The organism is Bacteroides sp. AF39-16AC (genome assembly GCF_003602735.1).
Lineage (GTDB): Bacteria > Bacteroidota > Bacteroidia > Bacteroidales > Bacteroidaceae > Bacteroides > Bacteroides uniformis.
On the sequence record NZ_QTLN01000007.1, the window covers coordinates 91,427 to 115,564 of the forward strand.

At 42.4% G+C, this 24,138-nt stretch carries 17 protein-coding genes and 2 tRNA genes; 10 read left to right on the top strand and 9 right to left on the bottom strand.

Going from position 1 to position 24,138, the window contains the following annotated elements:
* Window positions 1–27: 27 nt before the first annotated feature.
* Window positions 28–918 (top strand): CblA family class A beta-lactamase, encoded by an 891-nt coding sequence (locus DW039_RS08330; RefSeq protein ID WP_005827792.1) that lies wholly within the window; start codon window positions 28–30, stop codon window positions 916–918.
* A gap of 30 nt (window positions 919–948) precedes the next feature.
* Here the strand turns inward: DW039_RS08330 and DW039_RS08335 are convergent, their stop codons facing one another.
* Window positions 949–1,398, bottom strand: coding sequence for a type I restriction enzyme HsdR N-terminal domain-containing protein (locus DW039_RS08335; RefSeq protein ID WP_005827787.1), 450 nt, complete (start codon window positions 1,396–1,398; stop codon window positions 949–951).
* Window positions 1,399–1,462: 64 nt separating this feature from the next.
* Between DW039_RS08335 and DW039_RS08340 the strand changes: the two genes are divergently transcribed.
* The 5 genes from DW039_RS08340 (at window position 1,463) to DW039_RS08360 (ending at window position 6,465) form a co-directional block, all read left to right on the top strand.
* Complete coding sequence (locus tag DW039_RS08340) at window positions 1,463–2,239, top strand: AMP nucleosidase (RefSeq protein ID WP_005827785.1); 777 nt, start codon at window positions 1,463–1,465, stop codon at window positions 2,237–2,239.
* Between the two features lie 41 nt (window positions 2,240–2,280).
* Window positions 2,281–3,300, top strand: coding sequence for a DNA polymerase III subunit delta (gene holA / locus DW039_RS08345; RefSeq protein ID WP_005837183.1), 1,020 nt, complete (start codon window positions 2,281–2,283; stop codon window positions 3,298–3,300).
* A 910-nt stretch (window positions 3,301–4,210) separates the two neighbouring features.
* Complete coding sequence (locus tag DW039_RS08350) at window positions 4,211–4,672, top strand: helix-turn-helix domain-containing protein (protein WP_005827779.1); 462 nt, start codon at window positions 4,211–4,213, stop codon at window positions 4,670–4,672.
* A 117-nt stretch (window positions 4,673–4,789) separates the two neighbouring features.
* A complete protein-coding gene (locus tag DW039_RS08355) occupies window positions 4,790–5,566 on the top strand; it encodes a dihydroorotate dehydrogenase electron transfer subunit (protein WP_005827777.1) in 777 nt (258 codons plus the stop codon).
* Complete coding sequence (locus DW039_RS08360) at window positions 5,554–6,465, top strand: dihydroorotate dehydrogenase (protein ID WP_009038379.1); 912 nt, start codon at window positions 5,554–5,556, stop codon at window positions 6,463–6,465. The genes DW039_RS08355 and DW039_RS08360 overlap by 13 nt, the downstream gene beginning before the upstream one ends.
* A 93-nt stretch (window positions 6,466–6,558) precedes the next feature.
* Here the strand turns inward: DW039_RS08360 and trmD are convergent, their stop codons facing one another.
* Complete coding sequence (gene trmD, locus DW039_RS08365; RefSeq protein ID WP_005827773.1) at window positions 6,559–7,236, bottom strand: tRNA (guanosine(37)-N1)-methyltransferase TrmD; 678 nt, start codon at window positions 7,234–7,236, stop codon at window positions 6,559–6,561.
* An 89-nt stretch (window positions 7,237–7,325) separates the two neighbouring features.
* On the opposite strand from trmD, the gene ligA reads away from it, so the two are divergent.
* Together ligA and dapA are read left to right on the top strand one after the other, a co-directional pair.
* Complete coding sequence (ligA, locus tag DW039_RS08370) at window positions 7,326–9,323, top strand: NAD-dependent DNA ligase LigA (protein ID WP_057281047.1); 1,998 nt, start codon at window positions 7,326–7,328, stop codon at window positions 9,321–9,323.
* Between the two features lie 103 nt (window positions 9,324–9,426).
* Window positions 9,427–10,320, top strand: coding sequence for a 4-hydroxy-tetrahydrodipicolinate synthase (dapA, locus tag DW039_RS08375; protein WP_005827769.1), 894 nt, complete (start codon window positions 9,427–9,429; stop codon window positions 10,318–10,320).
* Window positions 10,321–10,836: 516 nt separating this feature from the next.
* On the opposite strand, the gene DW039_RS08380 is transcribed toward dapA, so the two are convergent.
* From DW039_RS08380 to DW039_RS08400, 5 genes are all read right to left on the bottom strand, one after another.
* Window positions 10,837–10,910 (bottom strand) — tRNA-Arg (locus tag DW039_RS08380).
* Between the two features lie 23 nt (window positions 10,911–10,933).
* A tRNA-Arg gene (locus DW039_RS08385) sits at window positions 10,934–11,007 on the bottom strand.
* Window positions 11,008–11,082: 75 nt separating this feature from the next.
* Window positions 11,083–13,380 carry a patatin-like phospholipase family protein gene (locus DW039_RS08390; RefSeq protein ID WP_057097898.1) on the bottom strand — a complete coding sequence of 766 codons (2,298 nt, stop codon included), beginning with the start codon at window positions 13,378–13,380 and terminating at the stop codon, window positions 11,083–11,085.
* 181 nt (window positions 13,381–13,561) lie between these two features.
* The gene (gene htpG / locus DW039_RS08395) at window positions 13,562–15,610 is read right to left on the bottom strand and encodes a molecular chaperone HtpG (RefSeq protein ID WP_005837191.1); all 2,049 of its coding nucleotides are present in this window, start codon (window positions 15,608–15,610) and stop codon (window positions 13,562–13,564) included.
* Window positions 15,611–15,721: 111 nt separating this feature from the next.
* On the bottom strand, window positions 15,722–18,250 hold the full coding sequence (locus DW039_RS08400) for an ATP-dependent Clp protease ATP-binding subunit (protein WP_005827762.1): 2,529 nt from the start codon (window positions 18,248–18,250) through the stop codon (window positions 15,722–15,724).
* Window positions 18,251–18,551: 301 nt separating this feature from the next.
* Between DW039_RS08400 and gyrA the strand changes: the two genes are divergently transcribed.
* Window positions 18,552–21,080 (top strand): DNA gyrase subunit A, encoded by a 2,529-nt coding sequence (gene gyrA, locus DW039_RS08405; RefSeq protein ID WP_005827761.1) that lies wholly within the window; start codon window positions 18,552–18,554, stop codon window positions 21,078–21,080.
* Window positions 21,081–21,110: 30 nt separating this feature from the next.
* A complete protein-coding gene (locus tag DW039_RS08410) occupies window positions 21,111–22,352 on the top strand; it encodes a M48 family metallopeptidase (RefSeq protein WP_005837195.1) in 1,242 nt (413 codons plus the stop codon).
* Window positions 22,353–22,539: 187 nt separating this feature from the next.
* Here the strand turns inward: DW039_RS08410 and DW039_RS08415 are convergent, their stop codons facing one another.
* On the bottom strand, window positions 22,540–23,670 hold the full coding sequence (locus DW039_RS08415; RefSeq protein WP_005827758.1) for a universal stress protein: 1,131 nt from the start codon (window positions 23,668–23,670) through the stop codon (window positions 22,540–22,542).
* Window positions 23,671–23,750: 80 nt separating this feature from the next.
* Entirely contained in the window at window positions 23,751–24,026 is a 276-nt protein-coding gene (locus tag DW039_RS08420; protein WP_085929906.1) for a DNA-binding protein, read from the bottom strand.
* Window positions 24,027–24,138 lie beyond the last annotated feature (112 nt).

A 24,138-nucleotide genomic window follows, 5' to 3' on the forward strand; every position in this document is an offset into this window, starting at 1 on the left:
GAATTGCCTCTTAAAGAAATTGAAGTTATGAAAGCATATTTCATCGCCATACTTACCTTATTCACTTGTATAGCTACCGTCGTCCGGGCGCAGCAAATGTCTGAACTTGAAAACCGGATTGACAGTCTGCTCAATGGCAAGAAAGCCACCGTTGGTATAGCCGTATGGACAGACAAAGGAGACATGCTCCGGTATAACGACCATGTACACTTCCCCTTGCTCAGTGTATTCAAATTCCATGTGGCACTGGCCGTACTGGACAAGATGGATAAGCAAAGCATCAGTCTGGACAGCATTGTTTCCATAAAGGCATCCCAAATGCCGCCCAATACCTACAGCCCCCTGCGGAAGAAGTTTCCCGACCAGGATTTCACGATTACGCTTAGGGAACTGATGCAATACAGCATTTCCCAAAGCGACAACAATGCCTGCGACATCTTGATAGAATATGCAGGAGGCATCAAACATATCAATGACTATATCCACCGGTTGAGTATCGACTCCTTCAACCTCTCGGAAACAGAAGACGGCATGCACTCCAGCTTCGAGGCTGTATACCGCAACTGGAGTACTCCTTCCGCTATGGTCCGACTACTGAGAACGGCTGATGAAAAAGAGTTGTTCTCCAACAAGGAGCTGAAAGACTTCTTGTGGCAGACCATGATAGATACTGAAACCGGTGCCAACAAACTGAAAGGTATGTTGCCAGCCAAAACCGTAGTAGGACACAAGACCGGCTCTTCCGACCGCAATGCCGACGGTATGAAAACTGCAGATAATGATGCCGGCCTCGTTATCCTTCCCGACGGCCGGAAATACTACATTGCCGCCTTCGTCATGGACTCATACGAGACGGATGAGGACAATGCGAACATCATCGCCCGCATATCACGCATGGTATATGATGCGATGAGATGAGAGAGGCAAGGGGGCTATTGGTAGCTCCTCCTATAAGTTTTGATACTCGGGTATATCCTGCAGAAAAGTATAGCTGTTGTGCTCGTAATCTATGCGGCAACAATAATGCTGAAGCCCGTTGCTGACAATCAGATAATCCACTTTCAGCACCATGTTGTAGCGGGTAATCTGGTCGAAAACCTTTTGGGTGATTTCTATTTCAGGCGCCTTGTATTCCACAATCATCCGGGCGGTAAGGTCGCGTCGATAGAGCACTGTATCACAGCGTTTCTTTGTACCGTTCAGCTGTACCTGCACCTCATTTGCCATAAGCGCCTGCGGATACCCCTTGTGAGCAAGAAGAAAGTGGACGAAGTGCTGCCGCACCCATTCTTCAGGGGTCAAGGCGACATAACGACGACGGATTACATCGAAAATAACATTTTTTCCGTTCCTTGCGGCAATTTTAGCATCGAATGCTGGTAGGTTTAACGATAACATTTACTACATTTGTAAGTTAAATAATGGTTCCCGTCTTTTGGGAACACAAATTTAATGAAATCTTATGAAAACAAAAGAAGAAATCGTAGCCAATTGGCTGCCCCGTTACACAAAGCGTAACCTGGAGGATTTTGGAGAGTACATTCTGTTGACCAACTTCAACAAGTACGTAGAGATTTTCGCAGAAAAGTTCAATGTTCCCATTCTCGGTAAAGATGCCAACATGATATCTGCCAGTGCAGAAGGAATGACCATCATTAATTTTGGTATGGGAAGTCCTAATGCCGCCATTATCATGGACTTGCTGAGTGCTATCAAGCCCAAGGCATGTCTGTTTCTGGGTAAGTGCGGCGGTATAGACAAGAAAAATAGAATAGGGGACCTCATCCTTCCCATTGCCGCCATCCGTGGCGAGGGTACCTCCAACGACTACTTCCCACCTGAAGTCCCGTCACTCCCGGCATTTATGCTGCAACGTGCCGTTTCTTCTGCCATCCGCGATTATGCCCGTGACTACTGGACCGGTACCGTATACACCACCAACCGCCGCATTTGGGAACATGACGAGGAATTCAAAGAATATCTGAAGAAAACCCGTGCCATGGCTGTCGATATGGAAACGGCAACCCTATTCAGCTGCGGTTTTGCCAATCATATTCCCACGGGAGCTCTTCTGCTGGTTTCAGACCAACCGATGATTCCGGAAGGTGTAAAAACCGATAAAAGCGACAATCTGGTGACCCAGAATTATGTAAAGGAGCATGTTGAAATCGGCATCGCATCCTTGCGCATGATTATTGATGAAAAGAAAACCGTAAAACACTTGAAGTTCGACTGGTAATCCGTTACGGGACATCCCTCGTATAGCACTTACTTTATTATATGGCAAAACAAGAAACAACCTGTGATGATATTCTAAAAGAGTTGAGAGCCAAGCAATACCGCCCCGTCTACTATCTCATGGGCGAGGAATCGTATTACATAGACCTCATCTCCGACTATATTGTAGACAACGTTCTCACTGACACCGAAAAGGAATTCAACCTGACCGTAGTCTATGGTGCAGATGTCGATATAGCCACTGTCATCAATGCGGCCAAGCGCTATCCGATGATGTCCGAACGCCAGGTCGTAGTCGTAAAGGAAGCGCAGGCCATCCGCAACATGGAGGAGCTTTCATACTACCTGCAAAAACCGTTGAACTCCACCATTCTTGTTCTATGCCACAAACATGGGGTGCTGGACAGAAGAAAGAAGCTGGCGGCCGAAATAGAGAAGGTGGGAGTTCTATTCGAATCCAAGAAGGTGAAGGATGCCCAGTTACCGGCATTCATCACCTCATACATGAAGCGCAAAGGTGTAGACTTGGATCCTAAAGCCACCTCCATGCTTGCCGATTTCGTAGGTACGGACCTCAGCCGCCTTACAGGAGAACTGGAAAAACTGATTATAACTCTTCCAAAAGGTCAGACACGCGTCACCCCCGAACAGATAGAACGTAACATCGGAATCAGTAAGGATTATAATAACTTTGAACTTCGCAGTGCCATTGTAGAAAAAGACATACTAAAGGCCAATAAAATAATAAAATATTTTGAAGAAAATCCGAAAACAAACCCTATCCAGATGACTTTATCTTTACTTTTCGGCTTCTTCTCCAACTTGATGTTGGCTTATTATGCACCCGAAAAGACGGAGCAGGGTATTGCCAGTTTCATAGGATTAAAGACTCCCTGGCAGTCGCGCGAATACCTAAGTGCCATGCGCCGTTACAGCGGAGTAAAGACCATGCAGATAATCGGAGAAATTCGATATGCAGATGCCAAATCCAAAGGAGTAGGAAATTCCTCCCTAAGCGATGGAGATATCCTCCGGGAATTGGTCTTTAAGATTCTACATTAACTTCCATACAGCATCCTTTTCCATAAAAGGGGAAAAGCATAAAACAGACTGATTTAATATCATTATGTCATTTTTAGGGGGATTTATCCCCCTTTTTTCTATTTCGGTCCTTAGCATAGACAGTAAAATAGGAGATAATAATCATATTTACAGTAAATTACGTTCATTTATAAGCTCTGAGAATCGTGTTTTTATAACGAATCGACCAATTATACAGAAATAAAGCAAGGATTTAAGTCTTGAAGACTAGAAAATAAATAAAGCATCTTATTTTCTTATTTATGTCACATCTTTTCTCCTTTAGTAAAAAGAAGAGATGGAGCAATTCAGCTTTAAATCGTCATATATGAAATCTGTTACACTTTTCAAGAGTACAATAGTTGTAATACACAACTAGGATAATTGACTATTGTGAATTTAATACATTACATAAATATCTATATGACGGGTGCACTATAATATATGTGATATTACACTTGAAAAACACAAATGTAATAAGTAATATTTAATATCGCAAACTGATGGTTTACAAAAATAATAGAGTAGGGGTTAACCCATATAATTGTAAGCAATAAATATGTATATATCAATTACATACGACGATTAATCAAATTATTAAATTATATATTATATAAAATGAGCGACAAACAAATGTAATACAGCATTTACCATCAAAAAATAACCATATAATATGCTAATAACTAGACAAATATATTATTTTACTAAACTTACGATAAACACCTATTTTACTCGTAATTTGTATTATAGCATTTGTAATGATGAATATTGTAATAACAGCATTTCATTTGTAAACTTTAAAATATTACATTTTTAATTTGCTTTTGTGATGTCATTTTTTTACTTTTGTAATCCAATAAATAACATGTACAATTGTAATAACACATAAACCATGAGTATAAAAGACAGGTTCAAAATGGTTATGGACCGGGAGAAACTGACAGCAGGAGCTTTTGCCGAGAGTATCGGCGTGGCCCAAGCCACCATTTCTCACATCTTGGGTCCGCGTAACAAATATCCAAGTACGGAAGTCATTCTCCGATTGCATCAACGATACAACGACATAAACTTGGAGTGGCTGCTTACCGGAAAAGGTAATATGAGTAATAATCCAGATTCACCCGAAAACGATGGATTCGACTATCCTTTATTCGCCGAGAATCCGGAAAATCTGTCCAACGGGCCGGAAGAATCTAAAAATCGCAAGGAAATTGCATTAGAGACAGCCCTAAAATCGCCTAAAGAGATTGTAAAACAAGAGATTATCTACAAAGAAAGACCTCCCAGAAAAATCACAGAAATAAGAATTTTCTTTGATGACAATACCTACGAGACTTTCAAACCGGAAAATTAAGGAATGAGAATGGAAATAGACTAACGCCCCGGCATAAAAAAGAAATGGGTTCATTTTATTCTGCACTCGGTTTACACTATCTTTGCACCCGAAAGAAAAACATCCCTCTTTATAGATATGAAAAAGTATATTTTAGATCTGACAGTGACAGAGAACCTCCGCTTGCATGCCAACTACGTGTTGTTGAAGCTGACTTCTCCATCCCCACTTCCGGAAATGCTTCCGGGACAATTTGCAGAGATTCGCGTGGACGGCTCACCTACCACTTTTTTGCGCCGCCCCATCTCCATCAATTATGTAGATAGACAACGGAACGAGGTCTGGTTCTTAATCCAACTTGTAGGCGACGGAACCAAGCGATTAGGCGAAGCAAAAGCAGGCGATATAATCAATGTAGTGCTTCCGTTGGGAAACTGCTTCACAATGCCTGAAAAGCCCTCAGACAAGCTCTTATTGGTAGGCGGAGGTGTAGGTACAGCTCCTATGTTATATTTAGGCGAACAGCTCGCCAAGAAAGGTTGCAAGCCAACATTCCTGCTGGGTGCCAGAAGTGACAAAGATTTGCTTCAATTGGAACAATTTGCCGCCTATGGCGAGGTGTATACCACCACCGAAGATGGCAGCCACGGAGAGAAGGGATACGTAACACAACACTCCATATTAAATAAGGTGTGCTTTGAGCAGATATATACTTGCGGCCCCAAACCGATGATGATGGCAGTAGCAAAGTATGCCAAAAGTAAAGGCATCAGTTGCGAAGTATCTTTGGAAAATATGATGGCGTGCGGCATAGGCGCTTGTCTATGCTGTGTAGAAAATACCACGGAAGGTCATTTGTGCGTATGTAAAGAAGGTCCGGTTTTTAATATAAACAAACTATTATGGCAGATTTAAGTGTAAATATTGGTGAATTACAAATGAATAATCCGGTGATGACTGCATCCGGAACATTCGGATATGGTGAAGAATTCGCCGATTTCATCGAACTATCGCGAATAGGCGGTATTATTGTAAAGGGAACCACTCTTCACAAACGTGAAGGCAATCCATATCCGCGCATGGCAGAGACTCCTTCGGGTATGTTAAACGCTGTGGGACTGCAAAATAAGGGTGTTCATTACTTTGTTGAACACATCTATCCCCGCATCAAGGACATTCAGACCAACATGATTGTAAATGTTTCGGGTTCTGCCATCGAAGACTATGCCGAAACAGCCGCAATCATTAATGAACTTGACAAAATTCCTGCCATAGAATTGAACATCTCTTGCCCCAACGTGAAGCAAGGAGGAATGGCATTCGGTGTTACTGCCAAAGGAGCAGAAGAAGTGGTGAAAGCCGTGCGCTCAGTTTACAAAAAGACACTTATCGTAAAGCTCTCCCCGAACGTTACCGACATCACTGAAATAGCCCGCGCAGCCGAAAATGGCGGTGCAGACAGTGTTTCCCTCATCAATACCCTGCTGGGAATGGCTATAGACGCGGAACGCAGGCGTCCGATACTCTCCACTGTAACCGGTGGCATGTCCGGTGCGGCCGTGAAACCCATTGCCTTACGTATGGTATGGCAAGTAGCCAAAGCGGTAAAAATCCCCGTCATAGGCTTGGGAGGTATCATGAACTGGAAAGATGCTGTGGAATTCATGCTTGCAGGTGCCTCTGCCATCCAGATTGGTACGGCAAACTTCATTGATCCGGCGGTTACAGTGAAAGTGGTAGAAGGAATAAATGACTATCTTGACAGACACGGTTATCAGTCTATAAAGGATATTATCGGTGCACTCGAGGTATAAAGAATAACAAGAGATTGCCATTCGCAATATATATTCATAAAAAAGGACATTCATTGACGAATGTCCTTTTTCTTTTTATTTACATCAGTAAACTTACTCTCCCAACAAATCCGGACGCAATCTACGGGTCCTTTCCAACGACTGTTGCAGCTCCCATTCCTTAATCTTGGCCTCATGTCCGGAGAGTAAAATATCCGGAACCTTCCATCCATTGTAATCAGCGGGACGTGTATAGACCGGTGCGGCCAGCAGATTGTCCTGAAAAGAATCTGAAAGTGCAGACTGCTCATCAGAAATCACTCCCGGAATGATACGGATGATGGCATCTGCCATGACAGCCGCCGCCAGTTCTCCGCCAGTCAACACATAGTCGCCGATACTGATTTCCTTGGTGATGAGATGCTCGCGAATCCGGTAATCTATCCCTTTGAAATGCCCGCAGAGAATGATGAGATTCTGGGCAAGGGAAAGAGTATTTGCCATCGGCTGATTGAACTGCTCACCATCGGGGGTCGTAAAGATAACCTCGTCGTAATCCCGCTCGGCCTTCAAGGCGTTGATACACCGCTCTATCGGCTCTATCTTCATGACCATTCCGGCAAAGCCGCCAAACGGATAATCGTCTACACGACGGTACTTATCTTCCGTATAATCACGAAGATTATGGATATGTATCTCTGCAAGCCCTTTATTTTGAGCACGTTTCATAATGGAGCAGTTAAAGAATCCCTCAATCATCTCCGGCAAAACTGTGATAATGTCAATGCGCATATAACTTTATTTTAGCTATTTCAAGCTGCAAAAGTACAAATATTCGGGGAGAAACCCGTATTTTTGCGTTCAAACAATCCGAAAACCCTATGACTGTAAAAGAAAAAATAGACCAGCTCCGTGCGGAATTACACCAGCACAACTACAATTATTATGTGCTGAATGCTCCTGAAATATCCGACAAGGAGTTTGACGACCTGATGCGCGAGCTACAAGACTTAGAGAAAGAACATCCTGAATACCAAGATGATAATTCGCCCACGATGCGTGTAGGAAGTGATTTGAATAAGAACTTCACACAAGTGGCACACAAATATCCCATGCTTTCATTGGGAAACACTTATTCCGAAAGTGAAGTGACCGACTTCTACGAACGGGTAAAGAAAGCGTTGAATGAGGATTTTGAAATCTGCTGCGAGCTGAAGTATGACGGTACTTCCATCTCGCTGACTTACGAGGATGGCAAACTGGTGCGTGCCGTCACCCGTGGCGACGGCGAAAAGGGCGATGACGTGACGGACAATGTAAAGACAATCCGAACGATTCCACTGGTCCTCCATGGGGATTATCCTAAATCATTCGAAATCAGAGGGGAAATCCTGATGCCCTGGGTGGTTTTCGAAGAACTGAACCGGGAAAAGGAAGCACGTGAGGAACCGCTTTTCGCCAATCCGCGCAACGCTGCTTCCGGTACCTTGAAGTTGCAGAATTCCGCCATCGTAGCATCCAGAAAGCTGGATGCTTATCTCTACTATCTATTGGGAGAGGAATTGCCCTGCGACGGCCATTACGAGAATCTGCAAGCCGCCGCCAGCTGGGGATTTAAAACATCAGAGCACACCAGAAAAGCCCACAGCCTGGAAGAAGTCTTCGAATACATCAATTATTGGGACACGGAGCGTAAGAACCTTCCGGTAGCTACTGATGGTATTGTACTAAAAGTCAACAGCTTGAGACAACAAAAGAATTTGGGATTCACAGCCAAGTCCCCCCGGTGGGCCATCGCATACAAATTCCAGGCAGAACGTGCACTGACACGCTTGAATAGGGTTACCTACCAAGTAGGACGTACCGGCGCAGTCACTCCGGTTGCCAATCTGGACCCCGTACAACTGTCCGGCACCATTGTGAAACGTGCCTCCCTGCACAATGCAGATATTATCGAGGGGCTGGACCTGCATATAGGCGACATGGTGTATGTGGAAAAAGGCGGTGAAATCATCCCCAAAATAACCGGTGTCGATAAGGATGCCCGCAGTATGCTTATCGGTGAAAAAGTGAAGTTCATCACCCATTGTCCCGAATGCGGCAGCAAACTGATACGTTTTGAAGGAGAAGCAGCCCACTATTGCCCCAATGAAACCGCTTGTCCTCCGCAGATTAAAGGGAAAATAGAGCATTTCATCAGCCGCAAAGCCATGAATATAGACGGACTGGGACCTGAAACAGTAGATATGTTCTACCGATTGGGGCTGATAAAGGATACTGCAGATTTATACCAGCTCAAAACCGATGACATCAAGAACCTGGAACGGATGGGCGAAAAATCGGCAGAAAACATAGTCAACGGTATTGCGGCAAGTAAAGAAGTGCCATTCGAAAGAGTGCTCTTTGCACTGGGCATACGCTTCGTGGGAGAAACGGTTGCCAAGAAGATAGCCAAGTCCTTTACGGACATCGAAGAACTGGAAAACGCAGACCTCGAAAAGCTGAAAAACATCGATGAAATCGGTGAAAAAATAGCGCAGAGCATTATAACCTACTTCTCCAATCCTGCCAACAGAGAGCTGGTGGAACGGCTGAAATCGAACGGTCTGCAACTCCACCGGACGGAAGAAGACCTCAGCGGATACACCGACAAACTGGCGGGCCAGTCCATTGTCATCAGCGGCGTATTCACCCACCACTCACGGGACGAATACAAAGAGATGATTGAAAAGAACGGTGGGAAAAACGTCGGCAGTATCTCCTCCAAAACCAGCTTTATCCTGGCCGGAGAAAATATGGGACCTGCCAAACTGGAGAAAGCGCAGAAACTGGGAGTAAAGATTATGAGCGAAGATGAGTTTTTGGCATTGCTATCCTAACAAATTTCCACAAAAAGCTTTTTTATGGCTTATATTTGTAGGGTAAATCGAAAAAATTCGTACTTTTGCGAGTCATTTAATTAGAGATTACTTTATAATACTCATGATACAGACAAGATTGAAAGGAATGGGGGTAGCGCTGATTACTCCATTTAAAGAGGATGAAAGCGTTGATTACGATGCGTTGATGCGTTTGGTAGACTATCAACTTCAAAACAATACCGACTTTTTATGTGTGCTCGGCACCACGGCAGAAACTCCGACTCTGACTGAAGAAGAGAAAAAGAAAATCAAGAAAATGGTCATCGAGCGAGTGAACGGAAGAATTCCTATCCTGCTGGGCGTAGGTGGAAACAACACCCGGGCCATAGTGGAAACACTGAAAAATGACGATTTCACCGGAGTAGATGCCATTCTCTCCGTTGTTCCATATTATAACAAGCCCTCACAAGAAGGTATATATCAGCATTATAAGGCCATTTCTGAAGCAACGGATTTGCCGATTGTGCTTTATAATGTCCCCGGTCGTACCGGCGTGAACATGAAGGCAGAAACAACCCTGCGCATTGCACGTGATTTCAAGAATGTGATAGCCGTCAAAGAAGCTTCGGGCGACATCACGCAGATGGATGACATCATCAAAAACAAACCGGCCAATTTCGACGTTATTTCGGGCGATGACGGCATCACCTTCCCTCTGATTACCCTGGGGGCCGTCGGCATTATCTCGGTCATCGGAAACGCGTTCCCACGTGAGTTCAGCCGTATGGTACGTCTGGCACTGCAAGGGGACTATGCCAATGCATTGACCATTCACCACAAATTTGCCGAATTATTCAAGCTTCTGTTTGTAGACGGCAACCCTGCCGGAGTAAAAGCCATGCTGAATGTAATGGGAATGATTGAGAACAAGCTCCGCCTGCCATTGGTGCCGACCAGAATCACTACTTTCGAAGCCATGCGCAAGATTCTGGATGAATTGAACATCAAATGCTAAGGTCTTATACCGCCCCTATAGGATATTAATTTCCAGTATACAACATATTAATATCAGATATGCAAGGAGTTAATTTTGTGGAAACACGGAATTAACTCCTTCTTTTTTTCCTATGTGACTATATTTATCAGTACAATAATCCCAAAACAGTCTACTGATTACGTTATAAAGCAAAAAGACATCTGGTTAAATCGAGAAAAAGACATCTCTAGCTCAATCAAGACAAGACTATTATTTCAGCTAATCTATTAGTTCACAACACTGAACACTTTGTTTCAGCAGAGAAAAACACTTTGTTTTTATATGATGGAACAAAGTGTTCTGTCAAGGGAAACAAAGTGTTCTGTCAAGGGAAACAAAGTGTTCTCCATAATGAAACAAAGTGTTTAGTTAAGGGAAACAGTTTGTTTCATTATAGAGAACACGCGCCAGTGCCATACAAGGGGAGAACATCAACTATATGCCATTGCTGTAAAAACAAAGAACCTCCGCAAGAAAACTTGCGGAGGTTCTTTGTGATCGCGACAGGATTCAAACCTGTAACCGGCTGATCCGTAGTCAGCTACTCTATTCAGTTGAGCTACGCGACCCTTAAAAAAATTATGAAAACTTGTGACCGCGACAGGATTCAAACCTGTAACCGGCTGATCCGTAGTCAGCTACTCTATTCAGTTGAGCTACGCGGCCTCTTTGTTTAACGGGTGCAAAGATACGTACTTTTTCCGAATTAGCAAACGATATACAAACTTTTTTTGAAGAAATTTATTCGACAAAGCGATAATTAAACAACTGCCAGCCGATGGTCATCCCCACATTCCACTCCCTTCTCGGTGAGCTATAATGATTTACATAAGCAGAGATGGCTCCGAAGGGCAAATGACAAATAACAGAAACTTCTCCCATATACTCAAAGCGGGAGAATGCTTTTCCATAATATGCTTTATTCAATGCATTCTTTTTTATCGGAAAAATCGGTGTAAAGCCATAAAATTCTGTCCGGAACTGGAACATGTCGTTCAAAACATATATGGGTTTGATACCGGCAGCCACATACTGGTTGGCACGAAAAGCTTCATTGTACATCAGTTTACTATGCGGAGTCGGTGCAAATTCTCCTGCCTGCATCATGGTTGCCGTATAATTCTCAGAGAAATTCTTCGATGAATACAGTGCTTCTGCCATCCATCCCAGGGTGAATTTCGGCCCCATCGTGTGATATGCCTCTTTCATATAAGAGATTTGTAACCATGATTGCCGCTCTTGCGGAGAAGGACTGTACCCTTCTTGCGGATTCCCCGGTTCAAATCTTTCCCTCCCGGTAAATACCTGGGCTATCAGTTTCTCCAGATAACCTTTTGTCGCGTATTGCCGCGTATTTAGGGTGCTCCCATAGAAACCGATGGAACCTCCCAAAAGTTTGTAGGTACTTCTGTCCGAACGGTCCTTATCGAAATCTATTACACTGGATTGAAAGTAGTTATCTTCCAGTTGGCCATATCCCAGACTGAACTCCGCACGCTTATTGGCCAAAAACGGCAAGGCAACCATCAACTTCACAAAACGTTCGTCCTTTGAATTGAATGAAGGTTTGTCATTCCTGGAAAACAGCTTGTCCTTCTTGTAGTAATCGAAGGTACTGATTGAAGCAATAAAACGAAAGGACGTAGGTATGTTGGTAGGCAAATCAATCTTACCCATCAACTGGGCATTATTATAAATCTTACCCAACTGACCGTCAAAAGTGATTTCCTTGGAATAATAATTCAAGTTCTGATATCCTATTCCCAAATAGATTTGATTTGAGCTCGTGGTAGAGACACTGCCCCCCAGACGCACGGAAAAATTATCCTCCATCTTCACCTTCAAATGCAGCTCATACAAATCGGATTCCGAATCATACACAGCATGAGGAACTATTTCCGAAATCATATTATCTGCCAGCAAACGAAAATACCCGCGCTTCAAGTCTTCATAAGTAAAGACTTCATGCTCTTCATCATGGAACTCTTTTTTGATGTAGGCTTGCTGTTGGGCATTCGCCCCTTCAATAATAATATCCCGAAAACGGAATTGAGGCAGGTTACTCCGGAAGACAAGACGCCTCAAACGCACATTATCAGCATTCACCCTACGATGAACACGGCTTTTGATGGAATCCATCATATTAAGGGTACGATTGTAACCTATATCGTGCAATTCCTGCAGACGGTCAAAATCCAGCAAGTTGACATCATCATATTTGAAGGTCATGACTATACCCAACGAGTCCGGAATGGAGTAATCGGTCTTCTGCATAATCATATTCTCCAATTGGCTCATCAGGTCATTCTCCTTCGGCTTACCGGGATTGGCCGCTACCACACTGCCAATAATGACATCCGGATGAAAATCCTCCCGCATCACATCCGTAGGGAAATTATTGTAAATGCCGCCATCATAAGCAAGCGTACTGTCTATTTCTATCGGTTTGAAGACAAATGGAAAGCTCATGGAAGCACGTACCGCATCTCCCAAATCCCCTTTACTCAATACCAATGGCTTTTTATTGTACACATCGGATGCTATACAGCGAAAAGGAACAAACAGTTTGTTGAAATTACCGCCACATGCAGCCGTAGCACGTGCAAACAATTCCACAAATACCAGGTTCATCTGTATGGGGTTGACCATGCTTGTGGGAAGTATCTGGGGCTTTATATGCAGCGAGTCCCTAAAAGCAAAACGGATATTAAAAAATTCCGGTGAAGGACGATTCTTCTTAAAATAATACTCGTATTTAGGCTCCACTTTGCCCGAATACCAACGCTTAAAGTCGGGAGAGCGCAACAGCGCCTCCATATCGTCCGGGGAATACCCCATAGCATACAGAGAACCGATGATAGCTCCCATAGAGGTTCCGGTTATATAATCAATGGGGATATTATTCTCTTCCAAAGCCCGGATAATGCCTATATGAGTCATGCCTTTTGCTCCACCGCCACTCAGTACAAGCCCCACTTTCTGAGCTTGTAAAATAAAGCCACATAGAAGAAACGAAAAAAACAATAAAACTCTTTTCATAACTATGCTATTCCGAGTAAGATAAATGTTCATTGCCCCAAATATAAACAATAGTTTCTAAAAATGCCGTATTCAACGAAGAAAATCACACCCTAATTGGTGAAAATGAATAAAAAAAGGGTATTGCGACTCCGAAGAATCACAATACCCTTGCATATATTAAATGCAAATTTAAAGGGGCTTATTTTATCAGGTCAATGCTTCTCTTGACAAAGTTGTTCAAAGCTTCACCTTTCAACATACCATTCTGCAGCAGTGCCAAATCTATCAGTTGACGGACAACCTTATTCTTGGCAGCATAATCGGCGAAGATGCCTTCTTTCTGTGTTTTCAGTTCGTCCCACTTCTTATCCAGCTCATTCACTTTATCCTTTTCGGCAGTCGGTATATCCTCATCTTTCTTGCCTTCCTGCTTCTTTTTCAGGTCAGTACGCTGCTTGTTCACTTCATCCATCTCTGCCTGAACCGGAGCAACGGCAGCAGCACATTCCTTATCTTCATCTGCCAGAACTTCTTTTACCAGCTTATGGTCTGAATTCAATACCAGGTTAAACATATCCGGCATTTCGCCATAGAAGCTCATTCCAGCCTGGATATTCGCCATTTCCTTCATACGGCGCATGTACTCGCTCTGAGTTATCATGATAGGAGTGGCATTTTCGCCCAAAGCCTGCGCCGTGATGTTGAACTCCGTCTTATCCATCTTGGGCAACTGGCTCTTGAAGATGGAAGAAAGAACTTCCTGCTTGCCGGCTTCCAACGCTTCGTTCTTCTTGTCTTCCTTGACAATCAGATTATCAATAATATCGCTGTCTACACGAGTGAAGCGAACCTTTTCGAACTTCTGTTCCAACATGCTCACCACCGCAATGTCCAGCTGTCCATCCATCAACAGCACATTGTATCCTTTATTCGTAGCGGCCTCTATGTAGCTGTATTGTTCATCTTTATTGTTGGCATACAGATAAATCAGATTTCCATCCTTATCCGTCTGGTTATCTTTAATCAACGTCTTATACTCTTCGAAAGTATAATATTTGCTGTCTGTATCGGTGAAAAGGGCAAAATCCTTGGCTCTATCATAGAAATCTTCCTGCGTAAGCATTCCGTAGTTGATGAAGATTTTCAAGTCATTCCACTTTTCCTCAAACTGTTTACGGTCATTCTTGAAGATAGACTGCAAACGGTCTGACACCTTCTTCGTGATATATGTAGAAATCTTCTTCACGTTGGCATCGCTCTGCAAATAAGAACGGGAAACGTTCAATGGAATGTCCGGTGAATCGAGCACACCATGCAGCAGGGTCAAGAAGTCGGGAACAATACCTTCCACCGAATCCGTCACATATACCTGGTTGCAATAGAGCTGAATCTTATTCTTGTTCAACTCGATGTTGCTCTTCACTTTGGGGAAGTACAGAATACCGGTAAGGTGGAACGGATAATCCACATTCAGATGAATCCAGAATAAAGGTTCGTCGGACATAGGATAAAGGTCACGGTAGAACTTCTTATAATCTTCATCTTTCAATTCGCTGGGTTTCAGCGTCCACAACGGGTTGGAATCATTGATGATATTATCCTCGGCAGTTTCAACCTGCTTGCCGTCTTTCCATTCTTTCTTCTTGCCGAATGCAACCGGGATAGGGAGGAAGCTGCAATACTTCTTCAACAAAGAGGAAATGCGCGCTTCTTCAAGGAATTCCTTGCAGTCATCGTCTATGTAAAGAACGATATCCGTACCACGTTCTGCCTTATCAGTGTCTTCAATCGTAAACTCCGGACTGCCATCGCATGTCCACTTTACAGCCTGGGCGCCTTCCCGATAGGATTTAGTGATGATTTCGACTTTCTTGGCAACCATAAAAGCCGAATAGAAACCCAATCCAAAATGGCCGATGATGGCGTTGGCATCGTTTTTATATTTCTCAAGGAAGTCATTGGCGCCAGAGAAAGCTATCTGGTTAATATACTTGTCTATTTCTTCAGCCGTAAGACCTATACCATGGTCGGACACCGTAATGGTATCTTTTCCCAGCGAGACATGTACGGTTAAATCGCCAACTTCACCCTTGAACTCACCGATAGAGGAGAGTGTTTTCAGCTTCTGTGTAGCATCAACCGCGTTAGAAACCAACTCACGGAGAAAAATTTCATGATCACTATACAAGAACTTTTTAATGACGGGGAAGATATTCTCAGTAGTTACCCCAATATTACCTTTTTGCATACTACATTTATATTTTTTAGATTTATATTTTTAATTATTCCGGCAGATATAGCACAAAAAAAATGCCAGCCCATAAGGACTGACATTTTGACGGTTTTTATAAAGAACTGCTTATGCCTTCTTGATGCTCAGCTCATCTTTTTCTTTGTCTACTGATACATTTACCGTATCACCCGGCTGTAACTCTGCCGCCACTATCAGCTCGGAAAGTCCATCCTCCAAGTGGTTCTGAATGGCACGCTTCAATGGGCGCGCACCAAACTGTACATCGTACCCTTTCGAAGCAAGGAATGTCTTTGCATCATCCTCCACAACCAGCTTGTAACCAATTGCTTCAACCCGTTCGTACAAGCCTTTCAGCTCAATGTCCACAATCTTTGTGATAGCCTCCAAGGAGAGCTGGTCGAAAGTAATGATTTCATCCAAACGATTCAAAAATTCGGGAGCAAAAGTCTTGTTCAGAGCCTTTTGTATCACACTGCGCGAATGTTCATTGTCATCCGTGCGGTTTTGCGCCGCAAAACCTACGCCACGGCCAAACTCCTTCAACTGCCGCGTACCGATATTGGAGGTCATAATGATAACCGTATTCTTGAAATCGATGGTTCTGCCATAATTGTCAGTCAAACGACCTTCATCCAGTACCTGGAGCAAGATGTTGAACACGTCCGGATGGGCTTTCTCAATCTCATCCAGCAAGACAATGGAATACGGCTTGCGACGCACCTTTTCAGTCAACTGGCCGCCTTCCTCATAGCCCACATATCCCGGAGCGGCACCAATCATACGAGATACGGTGTATTTCTCCATATACTCGCTCATATCGATACGTATCAAGGCATCGGCAGAGCCAAACATATATTTTGCCAATTGCTTTGCCAAATGCGTCTTACCCACACCAGTAGGGCCAAGGAACATAAAAGTTCCGATGGGATGGTTCGGGTCTTTCAACCCTACACGGCTACGCAAGATTGCTTTGGTAAGTTTCTCTATCGCAGCATCTTGAGCTATCACCTTCGCCTGTAGTTCTTCCTTCATTCCGGCCAGTTTAAGTCCTTCTGCCTGCGCCATGCGCTGTACGGGTACACCGGACATCATTGAAATAACATTGGCTATTTCCTCTTCACCTACCGTTTGGCGGTCATCCTTCAAACGGGCTTCCCACTCAACCTTCATCTCCTCCAAGCGGACAGAAAGTTCCTTCTCACGGTCGCGGTAGCTGGCAGCCAGCTCAAAATTCTGTGACTTTACAGCTTCAGCCTTCAGGCTACGTGCCTCTTCAATCAGCTTTTCCTGTTCCTCAATTTCTTTCGGAACATTAATATTCGTCAAATGCACACGCGAACCCGCCTCGTCCAAAGCATCAATAGCTTTATCCGGGAAGTTGCGGTCGGTTATATAGCGTGCTGACAACTTGACACATGCTTCCAAGGCTTCATCCGTGTAGCTCACGTTATGATGGTCTTCATACTTCTCCTTGATATTCTTCAATATCTGAAGCGTTTCTTCAGCTGTGGTAGGCTCTACAATCACCTTTTGGAAACGACGTTCCAAAGCACCGTCTTTCTCGATATTCTTTCTGTATTCATCGAGAGTGGTAGCTCCAATACACTGTATTTCACCACGCGCTAAAGCTGGTTTCAGCATATTGGCAGCATCCATGGAACCGGCAGCAGCACCGGCACCTACAATCGTATGGATTTCATCGATGAAAAGGATGACATTCGGATTTTTCTGCAACTCGTTGATGATAGAGCGGATACGTTCCTCAAACTGACCACGGTATTTTGTTCCCGCCACCACAGAGGCCATATCAAGCATCACCACGCGCTTTTCAAACAAAATGCGCGAAACTTTCTTTTGCACAATACGCAATGCCAAACCCTCTACGATGGCAGATTTTCCGACTCCAGGTTCACCGATAAGCACCGGATTGTTCTTCTTACGGCGGCTCAAGATTTGCGCCAGACGTTCAATCTCGCGTTCGCGACCCACAACCGGGTCCAGCTTGCCTTCTTCGGCAGCCCGCGTCATGTCTACGCCGAAATTGTCCAGCACAGGAGTATCATTGGACGGCTTTCTGGATGCAGCCTGTGCAGCCGAAGCCGAACCAGCTCCCCCAGTACGGGAGGAGCGGGACATATTCATATCTTCTTCATCCTCTTCATCATCCTCGGTGAATCCCATTCCCGCATTCGGATTGGTCGATTTCATCGAAAGCTGTTCAAATACAGCCTGATAATCCACCCGGTGTTCTTCCAAAACAGTTGCAGCAAGATTGTCGCCATCTTTCAAGATAGCCAGCAATACATGTTCCGTATCGGCAGTTGCACTTTTCAGCAAACGCGCTTCAAGCATACACATCTTCAATATCTTAGCCGTCATCGGGGACAAGGGCACTTCAGCGTCCGGCAAGAGAGTATCGTCCTCGGCATCCTTTAGGAAACCCTCCAGACGACTTTTTACTCGTTTTAAATCTATATCAAGTTTCAACAATATTTCAATAGCTTTTCCTCCGCCATCACGCAGCATGCCGAGCAGAAGGTGTTCCGGACCAATATAGCGATTTCTCAATCGATTGGCTTCTTCCTTGCTATAAGTAATTATGTCTGAAACTCTTTGTGAAAATTGATTGTTCATATTTTATAATTCTCCTCAATTAAAAAGGTTATCCACGACAAAGATACGCATTTATTAATTCAGCGTATCATATTTAACTGATTTAATAGTATACAAATCCCGTGCCATAAATTTCAAATCTGTTTTTCCACTTTATACCTTATATATTAATAGCAATTTGGTGAGGAAGGGAGGGAGTACTTCCATATTTATGTTGCAGGCAACAAAGTTTATGGAGGAAAACTTTTGTATATCGTAAAAAAGCAGTACTTTAGCGTGGTTTTTCACGAACCCGAAAATGTATAATTAATAATCTTTTTAAATGCTTGAACAAGACAGAATTATAAAGATTAACATCGAGGAGGAAATGAAGTCATCGTACATTGACTACTCTATGTCGGTCATTGTTTCACGTGCCCTTCCGGATGTTAGAGATGGTTTTAAACCCGTTCACCGAAGAATTCTTTTCGGAATGATGGGATTAGGAAATACCTCCGACAAACCTTATAAAAAATCAGCCAGAGTTGTAGGTGAAGTATTAGGTAAATATCACCCTCATGGCGACTCGTCCGTTTACGGAGCTCTTGTACGTATGGCTCAGCCTTGGGCAATGCGTTACATGTTGGTAGATGGACAAGGTAACTACGGTTCAGTAGACGGTGACAGTGCTGCTGCCATGCGTTATACAGAGTGTCGTTTGCGAAAAATTGGTGAAGACATGATGACAGACCTTGAGAAAGAGACTGTTGACATGCAGAACAATTTCGATGACTCTTTGCAAGAGCCTACCGTCATGCCGGCCCGTATTCCGAATCTTTTGGTAAATGGTGCATCTGGTATTGCCGTAGGTATGGCTACCAATATGCCGACCCATAATCTATCTGAGGTTATTGACGCTTGTATTGCATACATTGAAAACAATGACATCGATATAGAAGAGCTGATGACGTATGTCAAAGCTCCTGATTTCCCGACCGGAGGCTATATATACGGTATGAGCGGTGTTCGCGAAGCCTATCTCACGGGACGCGGACGTGTCATAATGCGTGCTAGAGCCGAAATTGAGACTGGTTCGACGCACGATAAAATCGTTGTGACAGAAATTCCCTATGGTGTCAACAAAGCTGAATTGATTAAGAATATAGCCGATCTGGCCAACGAAAAGAAAATTGAAGGTATTGCCAATGCTAATGACGAATCCGACCGTGAAGGTATGCGTATCGTTATTGATGTAAAACGTGATGCAAATGCCAGCATTGTACTCAACAAGCTCTACAAGATGACAATGCTGCAGACATCTTTTGGTGTGAACAATGTTGCATTGGTACATGGCCGTCCACGTCTGTTGAATCTGAAAGATTTGATAAAACACTTCGTTGAGCACAGACACGACGTAGTCATCCGCCGTACTCAGTATGATTTGCGCAAGGCCAAAGAACGTGCACATATTCTGGAAGGATTAATCATTGCATCTGATAATATCGACGAAGTAATCAAGATTATCCGTGCTGCTAAAACCCCGAATGATGCTATATCAGGTTTGATGGAGCGATTCCAACTCAGTGAAATTCAGTCACGTGCCATTGTTGAAATGCGTTTGCGTCAGCTCACAGGATTGATGCAAGACCAGCTGCACGCCGAATATGAGGAAATTCAGAAGCAGATTGCTTATTTGGAAGAAATCCTTGTCAATGACGAACTCTGCCGCAAAGTCATTAAAGATGAACTGATTGAAGTAAAAGAGAAGTATGGTGACGAACGTCGCTCGGAAATTGTCTATTCATCAGAAGAATTCAATCCGGAAGACTTCTATGCAGATGATGAAATGATTATCACCATCTCGCACATGGGATACATCAAACGCACACCGCTGAGCGAATTCCGTGCGCAAAACCGTGGTGGGGTAGGCTCCAAAGGTACCGAAACCCGCGATGCAGACTTTGTAGAGCATATTTATCCTGCAACCATGCATAATACCATGATGTTCTTTACACAGAAAGGTAAGTGTTACTGGCTGAAGGTATACGAAATCCCCGAAGGTACTAAGAATTCGAAAGGTCGTGCCATCCAGAATTTGTTGAATATCGACTCTGACGATGCTGTAAACGCCTATTTGCGCGTGAAGAACCTGAACGACCAAGAATTTATCAACAGCCATTATGTATTGTTCTGTACTAAGAATGGTGTCATTAAGAAAACATTGCTTGAGCAGTATTCACGTCCTCGCCAAAATGGTGTAAATGCTATCACTATCCGTGAAGACGACCGTGTAATCGAAGTGCGTATGACAAACGGCGACAATGAAATCATCATTGCCAACCGTAACGGACGTGCCATTCGTTTCCATGAAAGTGCTGTGCGCGTTATGGGACGTACTGCCACCGGTGTACGTGGTATGACATTGGATGAAGACGGTCAAGACGAAGTAGTAGGTATGATATGCATCAAAGATCCTGAAGCGGAAACAATTATGGTTGTATCGGAACAAGGATATGGCAAACGTTCGGATATTGAAGATTATCGCAAGACCAATCGTGGAGGTAAAGGTGTGAAAACAATGAATATCACCGATAAAACGGGTAAATTAGTAACTATCAAGTCTGTTACAGATGAAAATGACTTGATGATTATTAATAAATCCGGTATTACCATCCGTCTGAAAGTCGCCGATGTTCGTATCATGGGACGTGCTACACAAGGTGTGCGTCTAATCAACCTTGAGAAACGTAATGACGAAATCGGCTCTGTATGTAAAGTCACTTCAGAAAATGAAGAGGAACTTATAGAGGAGGGGGAAGAAAATACCCTTGAAAGCCCTCAGAACGAGGTAAACAATGAAAATGAAGAATAGACATAATATTAATTTAAATTTTCTACAATCATGAAAAGAGTATTATTTTCAATGGTTTTACTACTTGTCGCAAGCTTTACTTTCGCCCAAGAAAAGAACGTAAAAGAGGCTAAAAGTATTGCTAACGGAGTAAATCCTGACTTTGCCAAAGCAGAGGAACTGATAAATCAGGCTTTAACCAATCCCGAAACAAAGGACAATGCCGAAACGTGGGATGTAGCAGGTCTTATCCAAAGAAAAAGAAGTGAAAAAGAAATGGAAAATGCCTATCTGAGAAAACCTTATGACACTCTTCAGGTATATAATAGCGCATTGAACATGTGTAAATTCTACTTCAAATGTGACGAATTGGCACAAATTCCCAATGAAAAGGGCAAAATCAAGAATAAATATAGAAAATCTAATTCTGCTACAATTTTAGCAGAACGCGGTAATCTGATCAATGGCGGTATCCAATTCTTTAATTTGGCCTCACAGAAAGAAGGCGATGCAGCCAATGAAGACAATAAAAAAGCATTAGATTTCTTTGCAACATACATTGATATTGCTATCAACCCGATGTTTGAAAAGGAAAATCTATTACAAACAGATACTGTATTACCCCAAATAGCATATTATGCAAGTTTAGCAGCTGCTAAGATGGAAGATTATCCTAGTATTTTGAAGTATGCTCCTTATGCGCAAGATGATAAAGAAGTTGGGAAATACGCAATGGAATTTATCTCTACTGCATTGAAAGCTGAAGGTGATACTGTTAAATGGATTGCTTCTTTAAAAGAAGGTATCCAGAAATATCCTGAACATTCATTCTTCTTCGGTCACTTGATTGATTATTATAGCAATAACAACAAATATGACGAAGCTATGCAGTTTGCTGATGATATGTTGGCTAAAGATCCTAACAATACATTCTATTTGTATGTAAAAGGCTACCTTTATCACAATATGAAGGACTATGATAAAGCTATTGAATTCTATAAAAAAACTATAGAAGTAGATCCTAATTATGCAGAAGCATACTCTAATTTAGGCTTGATTTACTGCTTACAAGCACAAGATTTCTCAGAAAAAGCAACTACAGATATTAATGATCCGAAGTATAAAGAAGACCAGGCTACTCTGAAGACTTTCTATGAAAAGGCAAAACCTTATTATGAAAAGGCAAGAGAACTGAAACCTGATCAAAAAGATTTGTGGTTAAATGGTCTGTATAGAGTGTATTATAATTTGCAAATGGGCCCTGAATTCGAAGAAATTGAAAAGTTGATGTAATACTTTCATAATAATAAAAGCCTAATTAAATTATTAATTAGGCTTTTATTATTGTTATATCATTAAGTAAAGAATGTTATTTCTTAAGTGAGGGAGAGAAGAAATTAAAATTAGATTAAATTATTCCAGCGCTATATTAAACATAATGCTGATATTGAATAGAAACCATATTATCCATATTCAACACCTAATTCGGTCTTCCATAAATTACCAACAATGGTGTATCAGAATGGAAAATCATCTTTCTGGCAATGCCAGGGTTAAATAAGCGCGAAAATATATTTCTTTTATAAGAAGTTAATGTTATAATATCAATATGATTACTCTTGATATAACTGTCTAAACTACTAAGCAGATTATCGTTCTTTACCACATCATAGTATATTTCCAATTGTGGATATTGTTTTTGAAAATATTCCTTAATACCAGCCAGTTTTATTTCATTCCATGTATTCTGAACATCTGAAAGATGTATCAGAGACACTGAAAACTTAAATGATTTCAGATTATTTATTAGCGAATCAAAAGCTATTAAATCACGCTGGTCAAAATTAGTAATGAATGCAATACGCTTAGCTTCAGAAAATTGCTTGAATGGAGTATTTTCAGGAATGGCCAATACCGGTACACGGCTACGTTCAATCACTTCAGCCGTTACACTGCCGATCAAATCAATATCCTTCTGACTTTTACCACGAGTTCCCATTATGATAATGCGTGGCCGATATTCCTTGGTATAGCGGAGTACCTCTTCTTCAGGAATACCTTCACGCAAAACACAAGTATATTTAATATCTGGAAACTCGCCGGAAGCTACCTTCTCTTTTACTTTATCAGATAATGCATTCAAATCAGCATGAACTTTTTGTAAGATACTCCTTACATTCTCCTCATCACTTAGCTGATAGTTAAATACGTCTCCGTATGGCAAAGAAGTTGCATATATAGGAGTAAAATAAACATGTAGCAAAACAACTTCTGCACCTATATTCTGAGCGAAATTGAAACCGAACTCGCAAGCCTTCAAAGAATAATTGGAAAAATCCACTGGAATCAGCACTTTATTACTAACCTTCTCCAGTTTAGGTGACTTCCCCCCCACTACCTCTTCAGATAACCACGCAGAGCTTTCAGTAATTTTCAGAGCATGAGGTAAGTCACTCTCCTTAATACGTACACGTACGCCAGAAGAAACAACCGGTTGTATCTGGTTTACATTGTGAATATAAGTCTCAATACCTTCATTTTCAAGAACATTTTTCAATATTTGAGCTTTCGCGTACGTTAAGATTGCCAAAGTAACTAATTTATCTTCCATATATCATTGATTTTGAGATTAAAACAAACAAGAAATCCCAATTGTTGTCAGCAATTGGGATTCTATCTAACTTTCTCTTCTTAAGCTCGAACAGCTTCTTCAGTCTTACCTGCCATTTCATCTAAAATTTTTAAAGCTCGCTCTAAAACAGTAGTATCATCAATCATAACCAATCCACCATCTGGTCCAGGTTCCAAGTGAATCCCAACACTTTTCCCCTCCTTAAAATTGTGTCCACCGAAAAAATTTCTTACAGTGTCAACATTCAGTCCAAGTTCATCGGCTATTCTATGCATACTACCACTAGGCAATGAGTCTTTAATCTTACGTAATTCATTAAATGTTATTGTTCTCATATTCATAAATTTAATGGTTAATACTCTGTACTTTTTATTATCACGCTATAAACTTAAGGAAAAAAAAGGATAAAACAAACTATTTCTTTATCTTTTTTCAAAAAGAATATTG